Raw genomic sequence first — 18,927 nt, 5'->3', positions numbered from 1 at the left:
AACAGCGAGATTGAAGCTCGCTGTTTATTTTTTAATTAATCACCTAGTCCAAGACGTTCAAAGATATCATCCACTCGTTTGGTGTAATAAACTGGGTTGAAGATTTCATCGATTTCTTCTTGTGTGAGACGTGATGTTACTTCTGAATCTGCCTCAAGAAGTGGTTTAAAGTCTACTTGGTTGTCCCAAGAGTAGGCTGTTTTTGGTTGCACCAAGTCATAGGCTTGCTCACGGGTCATGCCTTTTTCAATCAATGTCAACATAGCCCGTTGGCTAAAGATAAGACCAAAAGTCGAGTTCATGTTGCGGATCATATTTTCTGGGAAAACTGTCAAGTTCTTGACGATATTTCCAAAACGGTTGAGCATGTAGTCAATCAAAATGGTCGTATCTGGTGTAATGATACGCTCAGCTGATGAGTGGGAAATGTCACGTTCATGCCAGAGAGCGACATTCTCATAAGCCGTAATCATGTGACCACGGATAACACGCGCCAAACCTGTCATGTTTTCAGAACCGATTGGGTTGCGTTTGTGAGGCATTGCAGATGAACCTTTTTGCCCTTTAGCAAAGAATTCTTCCACTTCGCGTTGTTCAGATTTTTGCAAACCACGAATCTCAGTCGCCATACGTTCGATTGAAGTCGCAATGCTGGCAAGAACTGCAAAGTACTCAGCGTGAAGGTCACGAGGAAGGACTTGTGTAGAGATTTCTTGAGCACGGATACCAAGCTTGTTGCAGACATACTCCTCTACAAATGGTGGGATATTGGCAAAGTTCCCAACCGCACCAGAAATCTTACCAGCTTCTACACCAGCAGCCGCATGCTCGAAACGCTCGATATTGCGTTTCATTTCGCTATACCAAGTTGCCAATTTAAGACCAAAAGTTGTCGGCTCAGCGTGCACACCATGAGTACGCCCCATCATGATGGTGAACTTGTGCTCCTTGGCCTTGTCAGCGATGATATTAGTGAAGTTTTCAAGGTCACGACGGATGATGTCGTTGGCCTGCTTGTAGAGGTAACCATAGGCCGTGTCCACCACGTCAGTAGAAGTCAAGCCATAGTGAACCCACTTGCGCTCTTCACCAAGAGTCTCAGAAACCGCACGCGTGAAAGCCACCACATCGTGGCGCGTCTCCTGCTCAATTTCCAAAATACGGTCAATGTCAAAATCCGCTTTCTCACGAATCAAAGCCACATCTTCCTTAGGGATTTCCCCCAACTCAGCCCATGCCTCATCAGCCAAGATTTCCACTTCAAGCCAAGCACGGTATTTATTTTCTTCGCTCCAAATATTCGCCATCTCAGGGCGAGAGTAACGGTTGATCATGTTGTTCATTTTTCCTTTCTTCTTAAGCTGTTGGGAATAAGCTATCTAGGTAAACCAAGATTTCTACTCAAACTCCTCTTTTCCAATAAACACAGACGGGTAATGATCTAGTATATTCAAATCCGTATCCAGCGGTACATCATAGATAGCTAAATAATTTTCGGGGTATTGTGCAGCTAGTTCTTCATATTTAGCTTGTACCTTATCTTGGTCAGCACTGGCATACAAGACTTCGACAACTGCTCCAGTCTTATCCTTTTCAATAAATGTATTAACGATAATTTGTATCATGAACTTGTCCTAAAAATCAATCCCTTCCCCAAACTCTTCCACACTATCCGGTACATCACTAAACAAAGTCACATGTCCCATCTTACGATTATGCTTTGCTTCTATTTTACCATACATGTGGAGATGGGCGCTTGGATTTTCTGTGACATATTTTTTAGCGACCTCAACATGCTGGCCGAGAACGTTAAGCATGACGGCAGGCGCATGTAGTTTTATGGCTGGCAATGGTGCTCCGAGAACACCGAGAATATGGGTGTCAAACTGAGAGAAATCACAGGCTTCAATAGAGTAATGGCCTGAGTTGTGTGGTCGTGGAGCAATCTCATTGACAATGATGTCATCAGCTGTCGCAAACATTTCCACACAGAGAGTTCCAGACAAGTTGAGTTGTTCTGCGATTCGCACTGCCATAGCTTTAGCCTTGTCTGCTAGACTTTCAGAAATGCGGGCTGGTACGATGGTCTTAGACAGGATATTGTTGCGGTGGATATTTTCCTGAACTGGGAAAAACGTCACCTCCTTGCCATTTCCTGACACGATGACAGAAATCTCAAGGTCAAAGTTGACAAATTCTTCCAAGACGCAGTCTGCTGAGTCTGCTAGCGCATAGGCTGCTTCCAAGTCTGCTTCTGAACGAATAACCTTTTGTCCATGACCATCGTAGCCACCAGTCGCAGTCTTGAGGACATAGTTTTTCGACAAGTCGATATCTGCCAAGTCTAGGCTAGAAGTCACGACCTTGTAGGGTGCCACAGTGACTTGAGCCTTGTTTGACAAAAAGTCCTTTTCAAAAATACGATTTTGCGAAATGCGGAGCAGATCTGTTCCTTGAGGGAGTTGTCCATCCTTGATAACGGCATCCAAACCGTCAGCGTCGACATTTTCAAACTCGTAAGTGAGGACATCGCAACGGTCTGCCAACTGACGGAGGGCGTCCACATCGTTATAAGGTGCCACAATGATTTCCGCCACGCGAGAGGCCGGGCAATCCGCCGCAGGATCCAGCGCGATAACCTTGTGCCCCATGTAGATAGCAGAAATGGCCATCATCTGACCCAGTTGACCGCCACCGATAATTCCGATTGTTTTAGATGAGCTCATTGGTAGACTCCTCTGCGATTTTTCCTTGTTCTTCTGCAAAATCTGCCAAAGCCGTCGCGATAGCTTGATCCTCTACTGAAAGAAGACGGAGGGCGAAGAGAGCCGCATTTGTCGCACCAGCTTCACCGATAGCCATTGTCGCAACAGGCACCCCACCCGGCATCTGAACGATAGAATAGAGTGAATCCACGCCACTAAGGGCACGAGATTTGACTGGCACGCCAATGACTGGAAGGGTTGTTTTGGCAGCTACCATTCCTGGCAAGTGGGCTGCGCCACCTGCACCTGCGATAATGACCTTGATGCCACGGCTACGAGCTTCTTCGGCATGTCTGAACATGAGGTCTGGTGTGCGGTGGGCAGAGACAACCTTCTTCTCGTAGGCTACACCGAAGCGGTCTAGGACTTCTGCTGTTTTTTGCATGGTTGCCCAGTCGGATTTTGAGCCCATGATGATGGAAATAATTGGTTTAGTCATAATTTTTCCTTTTTTCTTCTTTTTTGATAATGGTCTTAGGTGGTGGGGACGGAAGCAAACCTTCGGTTTCATTCCTAAACTTTGAGCCTAAGGTCTCAAAGTTTCCCCCTGACCAGAACATTCACTGTTCTGGTCTTTTCACCACGACGACCATTATCGTGTTTGGCGACTACGGCGCGTTATTCTTATATCTTTACTTAATTGCCTTGCTTCCGATATCTGTTCGGTAGAAGAGTCCTTCTATTTTTTGTTGGGATAGTTCTTGGTAGATGCTGGCTTGGGCTTCTTTGACGGTGGCTGCTGTGGTAACGAGCATATAAACTCGTCCGCCGTTTGAGATCAGTGCTCTGCTATTTTCTGCAAACTTAGCCCCTGCATAATAGGTGATAATGTCGCCATCGGTTTTGGCTGGCAACTTGACACCTTTTTCATAGTCTAGCGGGTAGCCGTTTGATGCGACAACCACACCCAGAGTCACACCCTTATCCGTCCAGGTGATGTTTGGCTCCTTGCTATCCAGAATATCTGTAATATTTTGTGCAAAGTCAGATGTCAAACGAGGCAAGATAATCTGTGTTTCAGGATCTCCAAAGCGAGCATTGAACTCGATGACTTTAGGACCTTCTGCTGTCAGGATAAGCCCTGCATAGAGGATGCCAAGATACGGACGGCCTTCTTTGATCATCCCTTCAAGGATTGGCTTGACAATAGTCTCAGCCGCTGTATCAACTACACTCTGTGGTAAGTGTGGAACTGGCGCATAGGCCCCCATCCCACCAGTGTTAGGTCCCTTGTCGCCATCGTATGCACGTTTGTGGTCCTGAGCTGTTGGCATGATGTAGAACTTGTCTCTATTGACAAAGGCAAAAAGTGAAAATTCCTCTCCGTCGAGGAATTCCTCAATAACCACACGCGCACCTGAGTCACCAAATTTATTGTCCAAAAGCATCTCGTGAGCTGCTTCGACTGCTTGCTCAACCGTCTCCGCAACGACAACACCCTTCCCAAGCGCCAAGCCATCCGCCTTGACTACGATAGGCGCCCCCTGCTTTTCGATATAAGCCTTGGCTTCCTCGAAATCTGAAAATGTGCCATAGGCTGCTGTCGGAACGCCATATTTGACCATGATTTCCTTAGCAAAATCCTTGGACCACTCCAGCTCCGCTGCCAATCTTGTCGGACCAAAGGCTTTGAGACCAGCTGCATGGAAATCATCCACGATACCAGCCGCAAGGGCGTCATCTGGACCGATAAAGGTCCAAGCAATATCGTTGGCCTTTGCGAAGTCAATCAATTTAGAATGTTCGGAAATAGAGATATTTACCAATTCCAGACCATCCAGAGTCATACCGTCATTCCCAGGAGCTACAAATACTTTTTCAACGTCTTTTGACTCAAGCAACTTCTTAGCAATCGCATGTTCACGACCACCCGAACCGACAACTAACAGCTTCATCCCTCAACCTCTTTTGCGAATTATTTAATAATATTATACCACAAACGTTCGTTTTAATCTTGTTTCAATCCGCATTTTTACGCAAAAAAGGAAAGAAACTGTTTTCTTCCCTTTAACGTTCTTAATGTCTAAAATGTCTCACACCTGTAAAGACCATTGTCAAGCCATATTTGTCAGCAGCTTCGATAGACTCTTGGTCACGGACGGATCCACCCGGCTGGATGATAGCCCTGATCCCTGCTTTGGCGATTTCTTCCACATTATCCGCAAATGGGAAGAAGGCATCCGAAGCAAGAACAGCGCCGTCAAGACGGTCTTTAGCTTGCTCAATAGCGATGCGAACAGAAGCCACACGGTTAGTTTGACCCGGACCGACACCAAGTGTCATGTGGTCATTGGTTACGATGATACCGTTTGATTTGACGTACTTGATAGCTTTCCAAGCAAACTCAAGAGCAGTCGCTTCTGTCTCAGTTGGCTGGCGTTTGGTCACCACTTGCCAGTCAGCTGGGCTTTCTTTGACCACGTCTTGGTTTTGTACCAGAAGTCCACCGACAACACCTGTGTATTCTGCTTCCACTTCGCTAGCCTCTTGAGCATCAAATGGCAAGGCAAGGATACGCAAGTTTTTCTTTTTATTGGTCAAAATAGCTAGCGCTTCATCCGTATAACTTGGTGCGATGATGATTTCAAGGAAAACACCATGCATCTTCTCAGCTGTCGCAACATCCAACTCACGGTTGAGAACGACGATTCCACCGAAAATTGAGACTGGGTCAGACTCATAAGCATAGTCCCAAGCAGTCTCGATGTCGTCAGCTTGACCAATTCCACATGGATTCATATGTTTGAGAGCCACAACGGTTGGACGATCTTTGAAATCACGAATGATACGAATGGCAGCATCCGCATCACGGATATTGTTGAATGACAATTCTTTCCCGTTAAGCTGTTTAGCAGATGCAATCGAGTAGTCAGTCGGCAAGGCTTTTTGGTAGAAATCTGCATCCTGTTGAGGATTTTCCCCATAACGCATGGCCTGCTTGAGGTCATAAGTCAAGGTCAGCTTTTCAGGTTTGCTTTCACCCACTTGAGTTGTGAAATACTCTGCAATCAAGGCATCATAAGCCGCTGTGTGACGGAAAACCTTGGCTGCCAAACGTTGGCGAGTTTCGTAAGTGGTTTCGCCGTTAACTGACAACTCGTCCAAAACCACTGTATAGTCAGCAGGGTCTACCACAACCGTCACACTGGCATGATTTTTTGCTGCTGAACGAAGCATAGATGGCCCACCGATGTCAATGTTTTCAACTGCATCAGCGTAAGTCACATCCGGTTTGAGGATTGTTTCCTTGAATGGATAAAGGTTGACCACAACAAGGTCGATGAACTCAATCTGATTGTCCTTAGCTGCTTCCAAGTGACTATCCAAGTCACGACGAGCCAAAAGTCCCCCGTGGATATTTGGGTGAAGGGTCTTGACACGACCATCCATCATTTCTGGGAACCCAGTCACATCATCAATCGCAATGGTATCTACCCCAGCATTATTAAGGGCAACCTTGGTCCCACCTGTTGAGATGATGTCCCAACCGAGTTTTTTAAGTTCTTGGGCAAATTCAACAATACCCACTTTGTCTGAGACGCTGATTAAGGCTTTTTTCGTCATTCTATTCCTCTTTCTTTAAGTCCAAGCGCATAGCGACTTCGTTATTTTCTTCTATAAATCCTGTTTCCTGAAAACCCAAACTAGTCAACAGGTGCTTCATTTTTTCATTTCCAACCACATAATCTGCAACAATATGACTGCAGACTCTATCCATCTGAGCCTCTTTGATTAGAACTTCCAAGGCTTTTCTACCATAACCTCTTCCTTGGTACTGCTGACCAATCATTATCCGCCAGATAAAGTATTCCGCTTCATCCTTGTCTATTTCCAGCAGGAGAAAGCCAACCACTTGCTTATCCCAATAGATTGCCCTCGGAAACACATCTTCATTTTCCCGGTAGAGCCATGCGTCAGCTAAAGAGCGTACATTTGGAGCCACAAAACGTGCTCGTTCATCAGCTTCAGATATTTTCAAATCCAGCACTGCCTGAAAACTGCTCTCATCTACTAATTTCAGCTCAATCATTTTTTCTCCTTTTGAATAAATAGGGTTTTGAGGTGATTAAAGACTAATCTAACTCATATAAAAGGTAGTTATCAAAATTTATGATTCCTTTGAGGTAATCTCGGTCTGCTTTAGACAACTCAAATTCTGGAAAAGTCGCAATTAAACTGGACAAATAAAAATAATTCGGGTGCCTACGATAAGAAAAACCTGCTTGACCGAATTTCCCTTGACAAAAATCATAGGCAAGTTTCAATTCTTGACTTGTGACACCGTCTAAAATTTTATCTAACTCTGAAAGCTGACTTTTATCAGTATTTTCTATCATAGCTTTCACTGTATTTACTAAAACAAAAAGAAAATCATTAGTATTATCCAGTAGGATTGGTCTGTTAGATAACTTATTCTTTAACTCCATATAGTATTGGTCCATAATCATTTCTTCCTCTCCACTCCCAAACTATCCAACAATTCTGGATACAGTTTGTACTCTGTTTCGTGTATGCGAGTCTCGAAAGTATCTAGGGTATCCCCTTCAAGCCGTGGCACACGCACTTGTTTGATAACCTTTCCTGTATCCACACCTGAATCCACCCAATGAATGGTCACGCCGCTCTCAGCAACGCCAGCATTCCAAGCATCCTCAATCCCATGAGCTCCTGGAAATTCTGGCAGGTAGGCTGGATGAATGTTGACAATCCTGCCTTCATAAGCCGCCAATAAGGTTGGCCCAACGATTTTCATGTAGCCTGCTAGACAAACCAAGTCAATCTGGTGTTCTTCCAAGAGTTCGACAAGGGCCGCTTCGTAGTCTGCCTTGCTCTCAAACTCCTTGAGTTCAAAATCATAGGACAGAACGCCGAGCTTGTCTGCACGTTCGAGCACATAGGCGTCACGATGGTCTGAAAAGACAAACTCTACTGGAAATTGTTCCGCTATCACCTGAAAATTTGAGCCATTACCAGAGGCAAAAACCGCTATTTTTTTCATTTGATGATGACACTTTCGTTTTCTTTCTTGACGATGTGACCAATTTCATAGACTGGTTCATCCAGCAATTCCTTGACACGACCTACATTTTCAGGGCTGACTGCTAGCATAAGTCCCACACCCATATTGAAGATTTCAAACATTTCTTCATGTTTGATTTTACCATATTTTTCAAGAGCTTTGAAAATAGGAAGCACTGGAACTTTGCTTTCATCAATCTCAGCAGCTAGGTCATCTGCAAACATACGAGAGACATTTTCGATAAAGCCACCACCAGTGATGTGGGCAATGCCATTGACCAAGCCTTCCTTGATGAGTGGTAAGACAGCCTTGACATAGATACGAGTCGGTTCAAGAAGAACTTCCTTGAGTTGCTTGCCTTCCAATTCTGGCAAGATTTCCTCACCTGTGTAATCCGCAAAGACACGACGAACAAGAGAGTAACCATTGGAGTGAATCCCACTTGAAGCAAGTCCGAGAAGAATATCTCCTTCTGCCACCTTTGAACCGTCAATGATTTGAGATTTTTCAGCCACACCGACCGCAAAACCAGCCAAGTCATAGTCATCTTCGCCGTACATGCCAGGCATTTCAGCCGTTTCTCCACCAATGAGGGCAGCGCCTGCCTGCACACAACCTTCTGCCACACCAGCGACAACTTGTTCTAGCTTAGCTGGTTCATTCTTCCCTGTCGCTACGTAGTCAAGGAAATAGAGGGGTTCCGCACCCGCAGCGATGATATCATTGACACACATGGCCACACAGTCCTGACCGATAGTATCGTGCTTGTCGTATTTGATAGCCAACATGAGTTTGGTTCCGACACCATCAGTTCCTGAAATCAAGACAGGTTCTTTGACACCTGTTTTTGAAAGGTCAAACATACCACCAAAGCCTCCCAGAGCTCCCATGACACCTGCACGCTCCGTACGAGCCACGTGCTTTTTAATCCGTTCAACAACTTCATAACCCGCTTCAACATCCACACCAGATTGAGCGTACGCATTTTTATTTGCCATTTTATTTTTCCTTTTCTTTTTTTGGGAAAGACTGCGACGTATTTTTAGATAAACAATTATTTTATCTAAAAATACTAGTCAGGTCTCTAGCTTTGGTCCCATAGGAGAAAGCGTCTACTGACAAATGCTTTAACTTTTAGTCAGTAGTGAGACGTGAAGCATAAGCATTCTTATTTGTCATTTTTATATTCCTTTTCTTTAATGGAGAATCTGTCATCTATTTGTAAAAACTGGTCTTTTCTTCCAAACTTCGACGATAGTCTTCTTCATAGTCGTAGAGAGGTGTTGGGTAGTCACCGTCAAAGTAAGCGACACAGAGACCACCATTTGGCGCATCCGTTTCAATCCCAATCGAATCAATCAACCCCTCAACAGAGAGGTAAGTCAGGCTGTCAGCTCCAATGATTTTGCGAGTTTCTTCAATCGTATGATTAGCCGCAATCAGCTCCTGACGGGTCTGGATATCAATCCCGTAGAAGCATGGATAAGCTAGCGCTGGACTGCCAATAGCAACGTGAACTTCAGTCGCACCTGCTTCTTTCAAAAGCTGAACGATACGACGAGAAGTTGTTCCACGTACAATAGAGTCATCAATCATAACCACACGCTTGCCTTTGACAACACCAGAAACTGCAGACAATTTCATCCGCACCCCTTGCTCCCGCAATTCTTGAGTCGGTTGGATAAAGGTACGTTGGGTGTATTGGTTCTTGATGAGGCCCATTTCATTTGGCAAGCCTGATTCTTCCGCAAATCCCATGGCTGCGCTGAGGGAAGAATTGGGCACACCGACCACTATATCCGCCTCATGCTTGAATTCACGTGCCAATTGGGCACCCATACGTTTACGTGCCGTATGAACATTGACACCATGAATGTTAGAATCAGGGCGGGCAAAATAGATATACTCCATAGAACAGATTGCTAACTGAGTATCATCCGTATAGCTATCATACTGGATGCCCTTGTCATCAATGATCACAATCTCACCTGGCTTCAAATCACGAATCCATTCAGCACCAATAACCTCAAAAGCACAGGTTTCAGAGGAAACCACCACCGCTCCGTTGGCCATTTTCCCGATAGAAAGCGGACGGAAACCATTGGGATCAAGAGCCGCAATCAACTTATCTTCAAATAGCAAGATATAGGCAAAACCACCTTTAACTAGGCTGAGCGCCTCCTTGATTTTGCCCATCAGACTAGGATTGTGACTGCGACGAATGAGGTGAGCCAAGATTTCAGAGTCCGAAGTCGCACTGAAAATCGCGCCTCTTTGTTCCAGTTCTTTCTTGAGAGAGGCTGCATTGGTCAGATTTCCATTATGAGCCAACCCAAACTGCATATCATGAAAACGGAAGAGGAAAGGCTGGATATTATCTACAGAAGCTTCGCCAGCAGTCGCGTAACGCACATGCCCAATCGCACCAGTCCCCGTCAATTTATCCAAATTAGCAGGATTTCTGAAGACTTCTGATAAAAGTCCCATGTCACGATGGCGCTTCAATTGTCCCTGATCATTGGAGAGGATTCCTGCCCCCTCCTGACCACGGTGCTGAAGACTATGGAGACCAAAATAGGTCAATTTAGCAGCATCTGGATGTCCCCAGATACCGAAAACACCACATTCTTCATTAAGAGATTTTACTTCGTATGTCATTTTATATACCTAATTTTTATTTGTGTAGCACCAAGAGCTAAATCTACATGACTTTTACATTACTGATACTATCTATTAGAAAATCTGCAAGTCTTATTTTCCAGTAAAGTATTTAACCGCTGACGCGAACAGGTGCTGGTCTTTATTGCCTGGGATATTTTGGAAAAGACCATCCTCATAACGTTCTGAGTGGCCCATCTTACCGATAATTTGGCCGTTCTTGCTAGTAATTCCCTCTATAGCATTTACAGAACCATTTGGATTGTACTTAGAATCCATACTTGGTTTGCCTTCGAAGTCTACGTATTGGCTAAAGATTTGACCATTGTCACGGAGTTCAGCGAATTCCTCAGCCGTCACGACAAACTTCCCTTCACCGTGCGAAACAGGAATAGCGTGGATATCGCCCACTTGCACCCCAGCCAACCATGGCGAGTTGATATTGGCAATCCGAGTTTCCACCATCTTGGCCACGTGTTGGTTGGCATCATTGTAGAAGAGGGTTGGGCTAGTACTAGTAGCTTCTTCAAAGTTCCCGTATGGAAGAAGACCTGATTTGACCAAAGCCTGAAATCCATTACAGATACCGATAATCAAGCCACCACGAGCGATAAAACTATCAATAGTTGCACGCACTTTTTCATTGAGCAGGATGTTGACGATAAACTTAGCTGAACCATCTGGCTCGTCCGCAGCTGAGAAGCCACCTGCAAAGAAGAGAATGTTAGCTTTACTGATGTTGTCAACCATAGTTTCAACTGACTTGACAATAGCCTCTTCATTCAAGGTCACAAATGGCACCAAGTTAACCTCTGCACCTTCTTTTTCAAAAGCTTTTGCTGAGTCATATTCTGAGTTGGTTCCTGGGAAGACTGGGATATAGACCACAGGTTTTCCAACCTTTTCTTTGGCTTCAATCGCAACATCTGATGCCACAGCTGGTACTTCAGCTAGTTCTTTGGCTTGGGCAAATTCTGTCGGGTAAACTTCTTCCAATTTGCCTTGGAAGGCACTGTCAAGCTTGTGTCCATCTAGCTTCACACCGTTGACAGTCAGTGTAAAGGCTGCACTTGTTTGACCGATTTTCTCTACTCCAGCAATTTCTTCAGGAGAGGTAAAGACAAAGCCGCCTAATTGAGCTGTCAAAGCCGTTTCGAGTTCAGGCAAGGTTACCTCCGCACCGGTATGGTTCCCAAAGGTAGCAAGAGCCAAACTTTCAACCACACCACCATATTTGACAGCTGATGCAGATGTCACTTTGTGAGTTACTTGGATGGCTTCAAACTGAGCAAAGTTAGACTTAATCAAGTCAAAATCAATCTCTGTAGTAAGGGCTTGACCTGGGATGTAGTAGATATTTTCACCAACATTCTTGAACTCAGGAGAGAGTACCTTCCGGCTATCCGCTGTCGTCACCCCAAAAGCGACCAAGGTTGGTGGCACTGTCAATTCTTCAAAGGTACCAGACATGGAGTCCTTACCACCGATAGATGGCAAGCCAAGCTGAATTTGTGCTTCGACAGAGCCTAGGAGAGCAGCTACTGGCTGACCAAAACGCTCTGCTTGTTTATCCATACGCTCGAAATACTCTTGGTAAGAGAAACGAGCCTTAGACCAGTTTGCACCAGCAGCCACCAAACGAGCAGTTGCTTCGATAACCGCATAAGCAGCACCGTGGTATGGAGACCATTCAGCTACATATGGGTTGAATCCTTGAGCCATGACTGACGCAGTATGAGTCACACCGTGTTGAACTGGTAATTTCTGCACAGATGCCTCAGTTGGTGTGAGTTGGTAACGACCACCAAGTGGGTGATTAACCGTTGAGCGTCCAACAGAGCAGTCAAAGATAGTTTGCAATCCTTTTTGACTGGCATGGTTCAGGTCAGCCAAGACTTCAAGAGTATCCGCTTCAAGGGTTTCAGCAGATGTTTGACGTTCTTCTGGAAGCTTGACATCCTTGTCCACAACCTTGGCATCAACAACGACACGCACACCGTTGGTATCTAGGAAACGACGTTCCAAGTCGACAATCGTTTCACCATTCCAGTGCATGACTAGATTTGGTTTTTCAGTTACTGTCGCAACCACAACAGCGTCAATATTTTCTTTGTTACATTCAACAACGAAGGCATCTACATCCTCAGGACGAACCACGACTGCCATCCGTTCTTGTAATTCAGAGATGGCAATTTCTGTACCATTCAAGCCCTGGTATTTAAGAGGCACCTTGTTGAGGTCGATTTCAAGACCGTCTGCCAATTCACCGATAGCCACACAGACACCGCCTGCCCCAAAGTCATTGGACTTCTTGATCAGACGAGTGACATTGCCATTACGGAAGAGGCGCTGAATCTTGCGTTCTTCGATGGCATTTCCTTTTTGAACCTCAGCACCAGCAGTCTCTACAGACTCAACTGTTTGAACCTTAGAAGAGCCCGTCGCACCACCGACACCATCACGACCTGTTTTACCTCCGAGAAGGATGATCACATCACCTGCTTCAGGTTTTTCACGGACAACATTGCCCTTGGGAGCCGCACCAACAACGGCACCAAGTTCCATACGTTTAGCTACAAAGCCTGGGTGGAAGTATTCACGAACGTAGGTTGTGGCAAGCCCAATCTGGTTACCATATGAAGAATAACCATGAGTTGCTGTTTTAGAAATGACTTGTTGTGGCAATTTCCCAGCACGAGTTTCCGAAATCGGTGCTGTAATATCACCAGCACCTGAAATACGCATGGCTTGGTAAACATAGGAACGGCCTGACAACGGATCACGAATAGCTCCACCGATACAGGTAGCCGCTCCACCAAATGGCTCAATTTCTGTTGGATGGTTGTGGGTTTCGTTTTTAAACATGAGGAGCCAAGGTTCCTTGACACCATCAACGTCCACTTCAATTTCAACTGAGCAGGCATTGATTTCGTCAGAGACTTCCATATCATCCAATCGTCCATTAGCACGCTCATAACGACCGAAAATAGTCGCCATATCCATCAAGGTTTGTGGTTTTTCAGACCGACCTAATTCCTCGCGCATGGCAATATACTTGTCATAGGTTGACTGCAATTGCTTTTGAAATTTAGAAGCTGAAAAGTCGATGTGTTTCAACTCTGTCTCAAAAGTCGTATGACGGCAGTGGTCAGACCAGTAAGTGTCCAAAACCTTGAGTTCTGTTTCCGTCGGCACGCGCCCGATTGACTTAAAGTAGTCTTGGATAAAGAGCAAATCATCCACTTCCATGGCCATCCCTTGCTCGGCCTTGTAGCGGGCAAAGTCTTCTGCCCTATAGCTTTCAAAGAAAGTCAATTTAGGAATGGTCTTGTCTGACTCAGAAAATTCCTGCTTGGCAATCCCTGTCGTGATGTCCTTGAAACGAGAATCAACTGGGTTGAGCAAGTAGTTCTTGACCGCTTCCAACTCAGTCGCATCAATATCCTTATTGACCAAATACAATTGTGCTGTATTGACCGTTACATCACTCGAACTTCCCAGCAAAAGCAAGGCTTCTTGCGAAGAAGCTGCACGCTGGTCAAACTGCCCTGGCAGGCTTTCAATGGCAAAGAAAGCATAGTTAGCAAGATCCGCCTGTACAGCAGCTTCATCCAAGATATGGTCTGTCACCTGCTCAGAGAAAATGTGTTTCTCTGCAGGCGCAAACAAGTTCTCAGCCAAGTTAAAGACATCATAAACTTGCACGATGCGAATACTTTTCAAGCTTGAAAGTCCCAAGTTGTGCTGGAGTTCTCTAACCAAACTCTCTGATTTGACCTGAAAATCAGCCTTTTTTTCAACAAAAATACGTTTATCCATCAATCCTTATTCCTTTATTTCAGCTCTTGCAATGTTCCCAAACAGCCTTGAGGTTGTTATTTCAATTCCTGCAACTTTTCCCAAACAATCTCATAAACGTGGTTAGTTCTCCCAATCCTCTACGGAGTGAAAAGGTCTGGGGGACCTTTTCAGCCTGAGTCCTTTTAGTTGAGAGACGAAGGTTTTCCGTTGCAAACAGATTATTTCAAACCTTGCAACTTTTCCCAAACAATCTCATAAACATCGGTTAATTCACCTAGTCCTCTACGGAAAACATCCTTATCCATGTGGTTGCCATCCGCATCCCACAAGCGGCAGTTATCTGGTGAAAATTCGTCTGCTAAGATAATCTTGCCATCCTTATCAAAACCGAACTCTAGCTTAAAGTCAATCAACTTGAGGCCAATCTCAGCAAACCAGGCTTTCAAAAGTTCATTAATTCGACGAGTTTCTTCCTTCAAGTAGGAAATCTGCTGGTCATCCGCAATCTGTAGGAATTTTACATGCTCATCATTGATAAATGGATCATCCAAATCATCATTTTTATAGTAAAATTCGACAATCGGAGTCTCCAAGACGATTCCCTCATCCACACCAAAACGTTTTGAAAAGGAACCAGCAGTAGAGTTGCGGAGCACGACTTCCAAAGGAATAATCTTAACCTTTTTATTGAGTTGTTCTGTGTCTGAAAGCTTCTCCACAAAGTGAGTCGCCACACCAGCCGCATTTAATTTCTCAAAAATAAAAGATGAGATCTGATTATTCAACACTCCCTTACCTGCAATCTGCTCCTTCTTGACACCATTGAAAGCAGTCGCCTGGTCCTTGTAAGTTGAAATAATAAGATTTTCATCCTCAGTTGTATAGATATCTTTAGCTTTTCCCGAATAGATTAATTGTTTTGACATTTTAAAGTTCGCCTTTCGTATTACTTGAGCACATTCTACCATAAAAAACCTAAAATTACAAGAATTTAACCGAATAAATAAGGTAGTATCTCAAAAATCATAAAGAAAAAAACTGCAAGAAGAATCTTTCTCACAGTTTTAAAATCATTTAACTCTAAAAACACGAACATTACTCTTTGTTCAAAAATTGATCCAAATAATAACGCAGGTAACTTTTCTTACCTGTAATCATCTGTAGACGGCCTTCCACCCCGTACCTAAGTTTTTCAGCCTGATCAGAAGTTAGATCAGTTTCCGCCTCAATTTTAAAGAAATTCCCTTTCTCAGTCTTAGTAGCTGTCGCATCAATACTTGTAATAGTAGAATCTAGGAAAATTTGATTCTTGGCATCATGAGTCGTAGTATAGCGAACAGAATCACCGACCTTGATCCTTGCTACATCCTTTGAACTGAGATAAGCTGTTAGTTTGGCTTTCCCTTCTTTTTCCAAGGACGGATAGAGTTGGGCTAGTAGGGCACCTTCTGCTACCATGCTAGAATCACTGGTCTCAGGATTAAGATGAAGCACCCCATCCTCACTCGCCGTAATTTTCTCCTTGTCTAAAAGATTTCCCTGTACCTTCTTACCTGACTCCACCTCCAAGATTTTCTGGTCTAGAAGGGTCAATTCCTGACCAACCTTAGCCAAATGTTGGGATTTAAGGGACTCTAATTGACTACTTAAACCAGACGCATAGGCTTGCTGGGTACCTGAACCTGCATACTGAACACGGTAAGTAGCAAGACTAGATTCTAACTGAGAAAGCTGTGCTTCAACCTGCGCAACAGCCTGGGCCTTAGCTTGCGGATTTTCCTCGACCTGAGACTTGTAGGACTGGTAGAGAGAGTAGGCTAGATTCTGACTGGCCAAGGAAGCACCTGTTTCAATAGCTGACTTAGCTGTCTGGTAATCGCGAATTTTAGCCTCTGTTTGGCTGATGAGGTTGCCGATTTCGGCTTGGGTTTGACTAGCTGCTGCATTCTGGGACGCGATGGTCTCATTTTGTTGCGATGTACTAGCCCTAAGACTGCCTGCTTGGCTGAGGTAGTCGCGAAAGGTGGCTTGGTAGCCAAACTTATCCTCCTCTGGAAAGTGGTTCTCCCCTTCTTGCAGGCTCTTTTGCAAATACTCCAATTGCTTTTTTTGATCCTTGAGCATGTCCAACTGACTGGCATAGGCCTCCGCTTGGACACCCTCTGCCCCTTCTTGATATTGAACCAACAGTTCTCCCTTCTTAACCAGCTTATTTTCTTCCAAATGATTGACAAGAATGCGATTATTGCTAGTTGACTGGATATTTGCAAGGATACGACTAGGTTCGACAGTCGCTCTAGTGGATAAACTCATCTCTTTCTCTGCAACAGTTGCAAAGCCAAGTAAAAACACGAGCAGAAGCGACATGGGGACAATCACTCGACTGGAAAAATTATGGTAACGACGATTATAAAACTCCGCACTTTCTAAAAATTCTGGTTTCATCCTCTCCTCTTTCTAGCTATTGACCAAATGGGCGTAAAAGCCTCCCTGTGCAAGCAAATCAGCATGCTTTCCTTCTTCGACAATCTTGCCCTGATCCAAGACAACCACCTTCTCTGTCCGCTCAGCAATAGTCAAGCGGTGAGCAATGAAAATCAAGGTCTTGTCCAAAGCAATGAGATTATCGACAATCCGCTTCTCTGTCAAAATATCCAAACTGCTAGTCGCCTCATCCAAAATCAAGACCGGCGCATCTGTCAAGAGAGCACGCGCCAAAGCGATTCTCTGACGTTGACCACCTGAAATCCCTGCCCCATCCGAAGTCAATTCTGTCTGATAATTCAGTGGCATGCGCTCGATATCCTCTCGAATCTCTGCCAATTCGACCGCCCGTAAGATATCTTCCTGTGTCGTCCCCTCCTTGGCTCCCAAAAGAAGATTCTCCAAAATCGTTCCGTTAAAGACATAGGGCTGTTGAGGCAGATAGTTGATGTACTGGCGCAGGGCTTTTTTATCAATCTGATTGAGATTGACACCACCCAGACTAATCTCCCCTTGACTTGGGTCGTAAAAATTAACCATCATCTTGGCCAAAGTCGTCTTACCTGACCCTGAAATCCCCACAAAAGCCACCTTAGACCCTTGGGGAACGGTTAAATTGATATCCGACAAGACGTCTCGACCATAGCCATACTTGTAATGAACCTGCTTGAAGGTCATATCTCCCTTCATCAAGCTCAAATCCTCAACTGTTTTCTTCTCCTCAAACTCAGAAGCTACTAGATACACTTCATTTAGACGGTTATTGGCAACCTGCGCTGTCTGAAGCTTGGTTTGCAGATTGATGATATTTTCCAAAGGATTGGTAAAGTAAACCAGCAAGGTATTATAGGTAATCAACTGCCCCAAACTCATCTTGCCATCCATGACCAGAACAGCCCCCATCCAGAGAATGCCGACATTGAGCAAGAGATGGGCAACTTTTTTCAGAGCCTTTTGCTGACTCTCTGCCCGACTATAGGTAAAGGATTTCTTCAGATAATCCACAAATTCTTTGTCAATCTTTTGGTAACGCTGACTTTCACTGGTCAAAGACTTGATAGTCTCAATACCGTTGATGTCCTCAATGATAGAAGAAGACAGAACCGCATTGGCTTCCATGGTGTCCCGATTCATCTTTTCAAACGGCTTCATAAAGGCAAAGATAATCACTGTGTAGATAGGCAGCGCCAATAAGGTCATGAAAAAGAGATTGGTATTTTGTGAAAATAAAACAAGGGAAATAATGACAACCGTTGACACATCTAGGAAAATCGAAAGGATGGTCGAAGCCAGCGCATCAATAATACTATTGGCATCTGTAAAACGAGACACGATTTCCCCTGTTCTGCGTGTCGCAAAGAAGGACATGGGCAAGTGAAAAACATGCTTGATATAGGACAAAATCACATCAATCGACAAGCGTTGCCCCAAAACAAGTAAGAGATACTCCTGAGCGTAAGACAAAATCTGCTGGAGAATATAGACGATAACCAGCCCAATAGAAATAATCCCAAGCGTCGAACGCATCTGATCTGGCACATAGGTATCAATGATAGACTGCAGATAATAAGAACCCACAATGTTAATCAAGGTTACCAAGAGTGTTGCCAAAACGATATTGGCAATCAAGCCACGCTGCTTCACTAATATAGGGATAAAAGAGAGCAGACCATTCTTTTGATCCTTATGAGGCTTGTAGTCTGGACTAGGTGCCATAAACAGAGTCACTCCTGTCCATTCTTCCGCAAAACGCTCACGTGGCAGTTTGGTCAATTTCACCCCAGGATCTGGATCGGCAATATGAATGCTATCCTTATCCTGCCCAGTCACCACATAGTAGTGGAGCAATTTTCCTTCCTTAAGAACATGGGCAACAAAAGGAAAAGTCAAATCTGGCAAGTCAAAGAGCGTCATATCCGCCTTAATGGCTCGCGTCTCAAAACCAATTTCCTCTGCCACCTTGACCAAGCCCAAAGCCGTCGTCCCATCCATAGTCGTCTTAGCCAATTCTCGCAAGTGAGCCAAAGAATAATAACTACCATAGTAGCCAAAAACCATAGCTAATGAGGCTACACCGCAGTCCATCTGATCCACCTGCGGACGATAGTGACGTTTCCCAAATTTCATCTTCATCTCCTTTTTCCTAATACTCAATGAAAATCAAAGAGCAAACTAGGAAACTAGCCGCAGGCTGCTCAA

Annotated in this window: 15 protein-coding genes and 1 pseudogene; all 16 read right to left on the bottom strand. The window is 44.6% G+C overall.

The features are described 5' to 3' along the window. Positions 1-35 precede the first annotated feature (35 nt). The 16 genes and pseudogenes from purB to comA all read right to left on the bottom strand — a co-directional run bounded on the left by purB (position 36) and on the right by comA (position 18,855). Positions 36-1,334, bottom strand: coding sequence for an adenylosuccinate lyase (gene purB, locus HT719_RS07395; RefSeq protein ID WP_100104650.1), 1,299 nt, complete (start codon positions 1,332-1,334; stop codon positions 36-38). A 63-nt stretch (positions 1,335-1,397) separates the two neighbouring features. Then, positions 1,398-1,625 carry a hypothetical protein gene (locus HT719_RS07390; RefSeq protein WP_023935448.1) on the bottom strand — a complete coding sequence of 76 codons (228 nt, stop codon included), beginning with the start codon at positions 1,623-1,625 and terminating at the stop codon, positions 1,398-1,400. Between the two features lie 9 nt (positions 1,626-1,634). Further along, entirely contained in the window at positions 1,635-2,726 is a 1,092-nt protein-coding gene (gene purK, locus HT719_RS07385) for a 5-(carboxyamino)imidazole ribonucleotide synthase (RefSeq protein WP_023935450.1), read from the bottom strand. Continuing rightward, a complete protein-coding gene (gene purE / locus HT719_RS07380) occupies positions 2,713-3,204 on the bottom strand; it encodes a 5-(carboxyamino)imidazole ribonucleotide mutase (protein WP_000165491.1) in 492 nt (163 codons plus the stop codon). The genes purK and purE overlap by 14 nt, the downstream gene beginning before the upstream one ends. A 193-nt stretch (positions 3,205-3,397) precedes the next feature. After that, on the bottom strand, positions 3,398-4,660 hold the full coding sequence (gene purD / locus HT719_RS07375; protein ID WP_172928724.1) for a phosphoribosylamine--glycine ligase: 1,263 nt from the start codon (positions 4,658-4,660) through the stop codon (positions 3,398-3,400). Between the two features lie 121 nt (positions 4,661-4,781). Continuing rightward, a complete protein-coding gene (purH, locus tag HT719_RS07370) occupies positions 4,782-6,329 on the bottom strand; it encodes a bifunctional phosphoribosylaminoimidazolecarboxamide formyltransferase/IMP cyclohydrolase (RefSeq protein ID WP_000161907.1) in 1,548 nt (515 codons plus the stop codon). A 1-nt stretch (position 6,330) separates the two neighbouring features. Further along, the gene (locus tag HT719_RS07365; RefSeq protein WP_050261349.1) at positions 6,331-6,795 is read right to left on the bottom strand and encodes a GNAT family N-acetyltransferase; all 465 of its coding nucleotides are present in this window, start codon (positions 6,793-6,795) and stop codon (positions 6,331-6,333) included. Positions 6,796-6,838: 43 nt separating this feature from the next. After that, the gene (locus HT719_RS07360; protein ID WP_002224354.1) at positions 6,839-7,207 is read right to left on the bottom strand and encodes a hypothetical protein; all 369 of its coding nucleotides are present in this window, start codon (positions 7,205-7,207) and stop codon (positions 6,839-6,841) included. A 2-nt stretch (positions 7,208-7,209) separates the two neighbouring features. Continuing rightward, entirely contained in the window at positions 7,210-7,764 is a 555-nt protein-coding gene (gene purN / locus HT719_RS07355; RefSeq protein WP_002256676.1) for a phosphoribosylglycinamide formyltransferase, read from the bottom strand. Continuing rightward, positions 7,761-8,783, bottom strand: a complete 1,023-nt coding sequence (gene purM / locus HT719_RS07350) for a phosphoribosylformylglycinamidine cyclo-ligase (RefSeq protein ID WP_023935458.1) — start codon at positions 8,781-8,783, stop codon at positions 7,761-7,763. Before purM ends, purN begins: the two co-directional genes overlap by 4 nt. A 217-nt stretch (positions 8,784-9,000) precedes the next feature. Then, positions 9,001-10,443 carry an amidophosphoribosyltransferase gene (gene purF / locus HT719_RS07345; protein ID WP_172928722.1) on the bottom strand — a complete coding sequence of 481 codons (1,443 nt, stop codon included), beginning with the start codon at positions 10,441-10,443 and terminating at the stop codon, positions 9,001-9,003. A 93-nt stretch (positions 10,444-10,536) separates the two neighbouring features. Continuing rightward, positions 10,537-14,262: a phosphoribosylformylglycinamidine synthase gene (locus tag HT719_RS07340; RefSeq protein ID WP_172928721.1), complete on the bottom strand. Its 3,726-nt coding sequence runs from the start codon at positions 14,260-14,262 to the stop codon at positions 10,537-10,539. 56 nt (positions 14,263-14,318) lie between these two features. Continuing rightward, positions 14,319-14,461, bottom strand: a pseudogene (locus HT719_RS12045) (phosphoribosylaminoimidazolesuccinocarboxamide synthase). A gap of 1 nt (position 14,462) precedes the next feature. Continuing rightward, a complete protein-coding gene (gene purC / locus HT719_RS07335; protein ID WP_172928719.1) occupies positions 14,463-15,170 on the bottom strand; it encodes a phosphoribosylaminoimidazolesuccinocarboxamide synthase in 708 nt (235 codons plus the stop codon). A gap of 169 nt (positions 15,171-15,339) precedes the next feature. Further along, positions 15,340-16,689, bottom strand: coding sequence for a competence pheromone export protein ComB (gene comB, locus HT719_RS07330; RefSeq protein WP_172928718.1), 1,350 nt, complete (start codon positions 16,687-16,689; stop codon positions 15,340-15,342). Between the two features lie 12 nt (positions 16,690-16,701). Further along, positions 16,702-18,855: a peptide cleavage/export ABC transporter ComA gene (gene comA, locus HT719_RS07325; RefSeq protein WP_138699534.1), complete on the bottom strand. Its 2,154-nt coding sequence runs from the start codon at positions 18,853-18,855 to the stop codon at positions 16,702-16,704. Positions 18,856-18,927 lie beyond the last annotated feature (72 nt).

It is taken from the genome of Streptococcus sp. k-378 (assembly GCF_013277505.1).
GTDB classification, from domain to species: domain Bacteria; phylum Bacillota; class Bacilli; order Lactobacillales; family Streptococcaceae; genus Streptococcus; species Streptococcus pseudopneumoniae.
The sequence above is the reverse complement of the archived record's forward strand: the minus strand, read 5'-3'. Positions and strand labels throughout refer to the sequence as shown.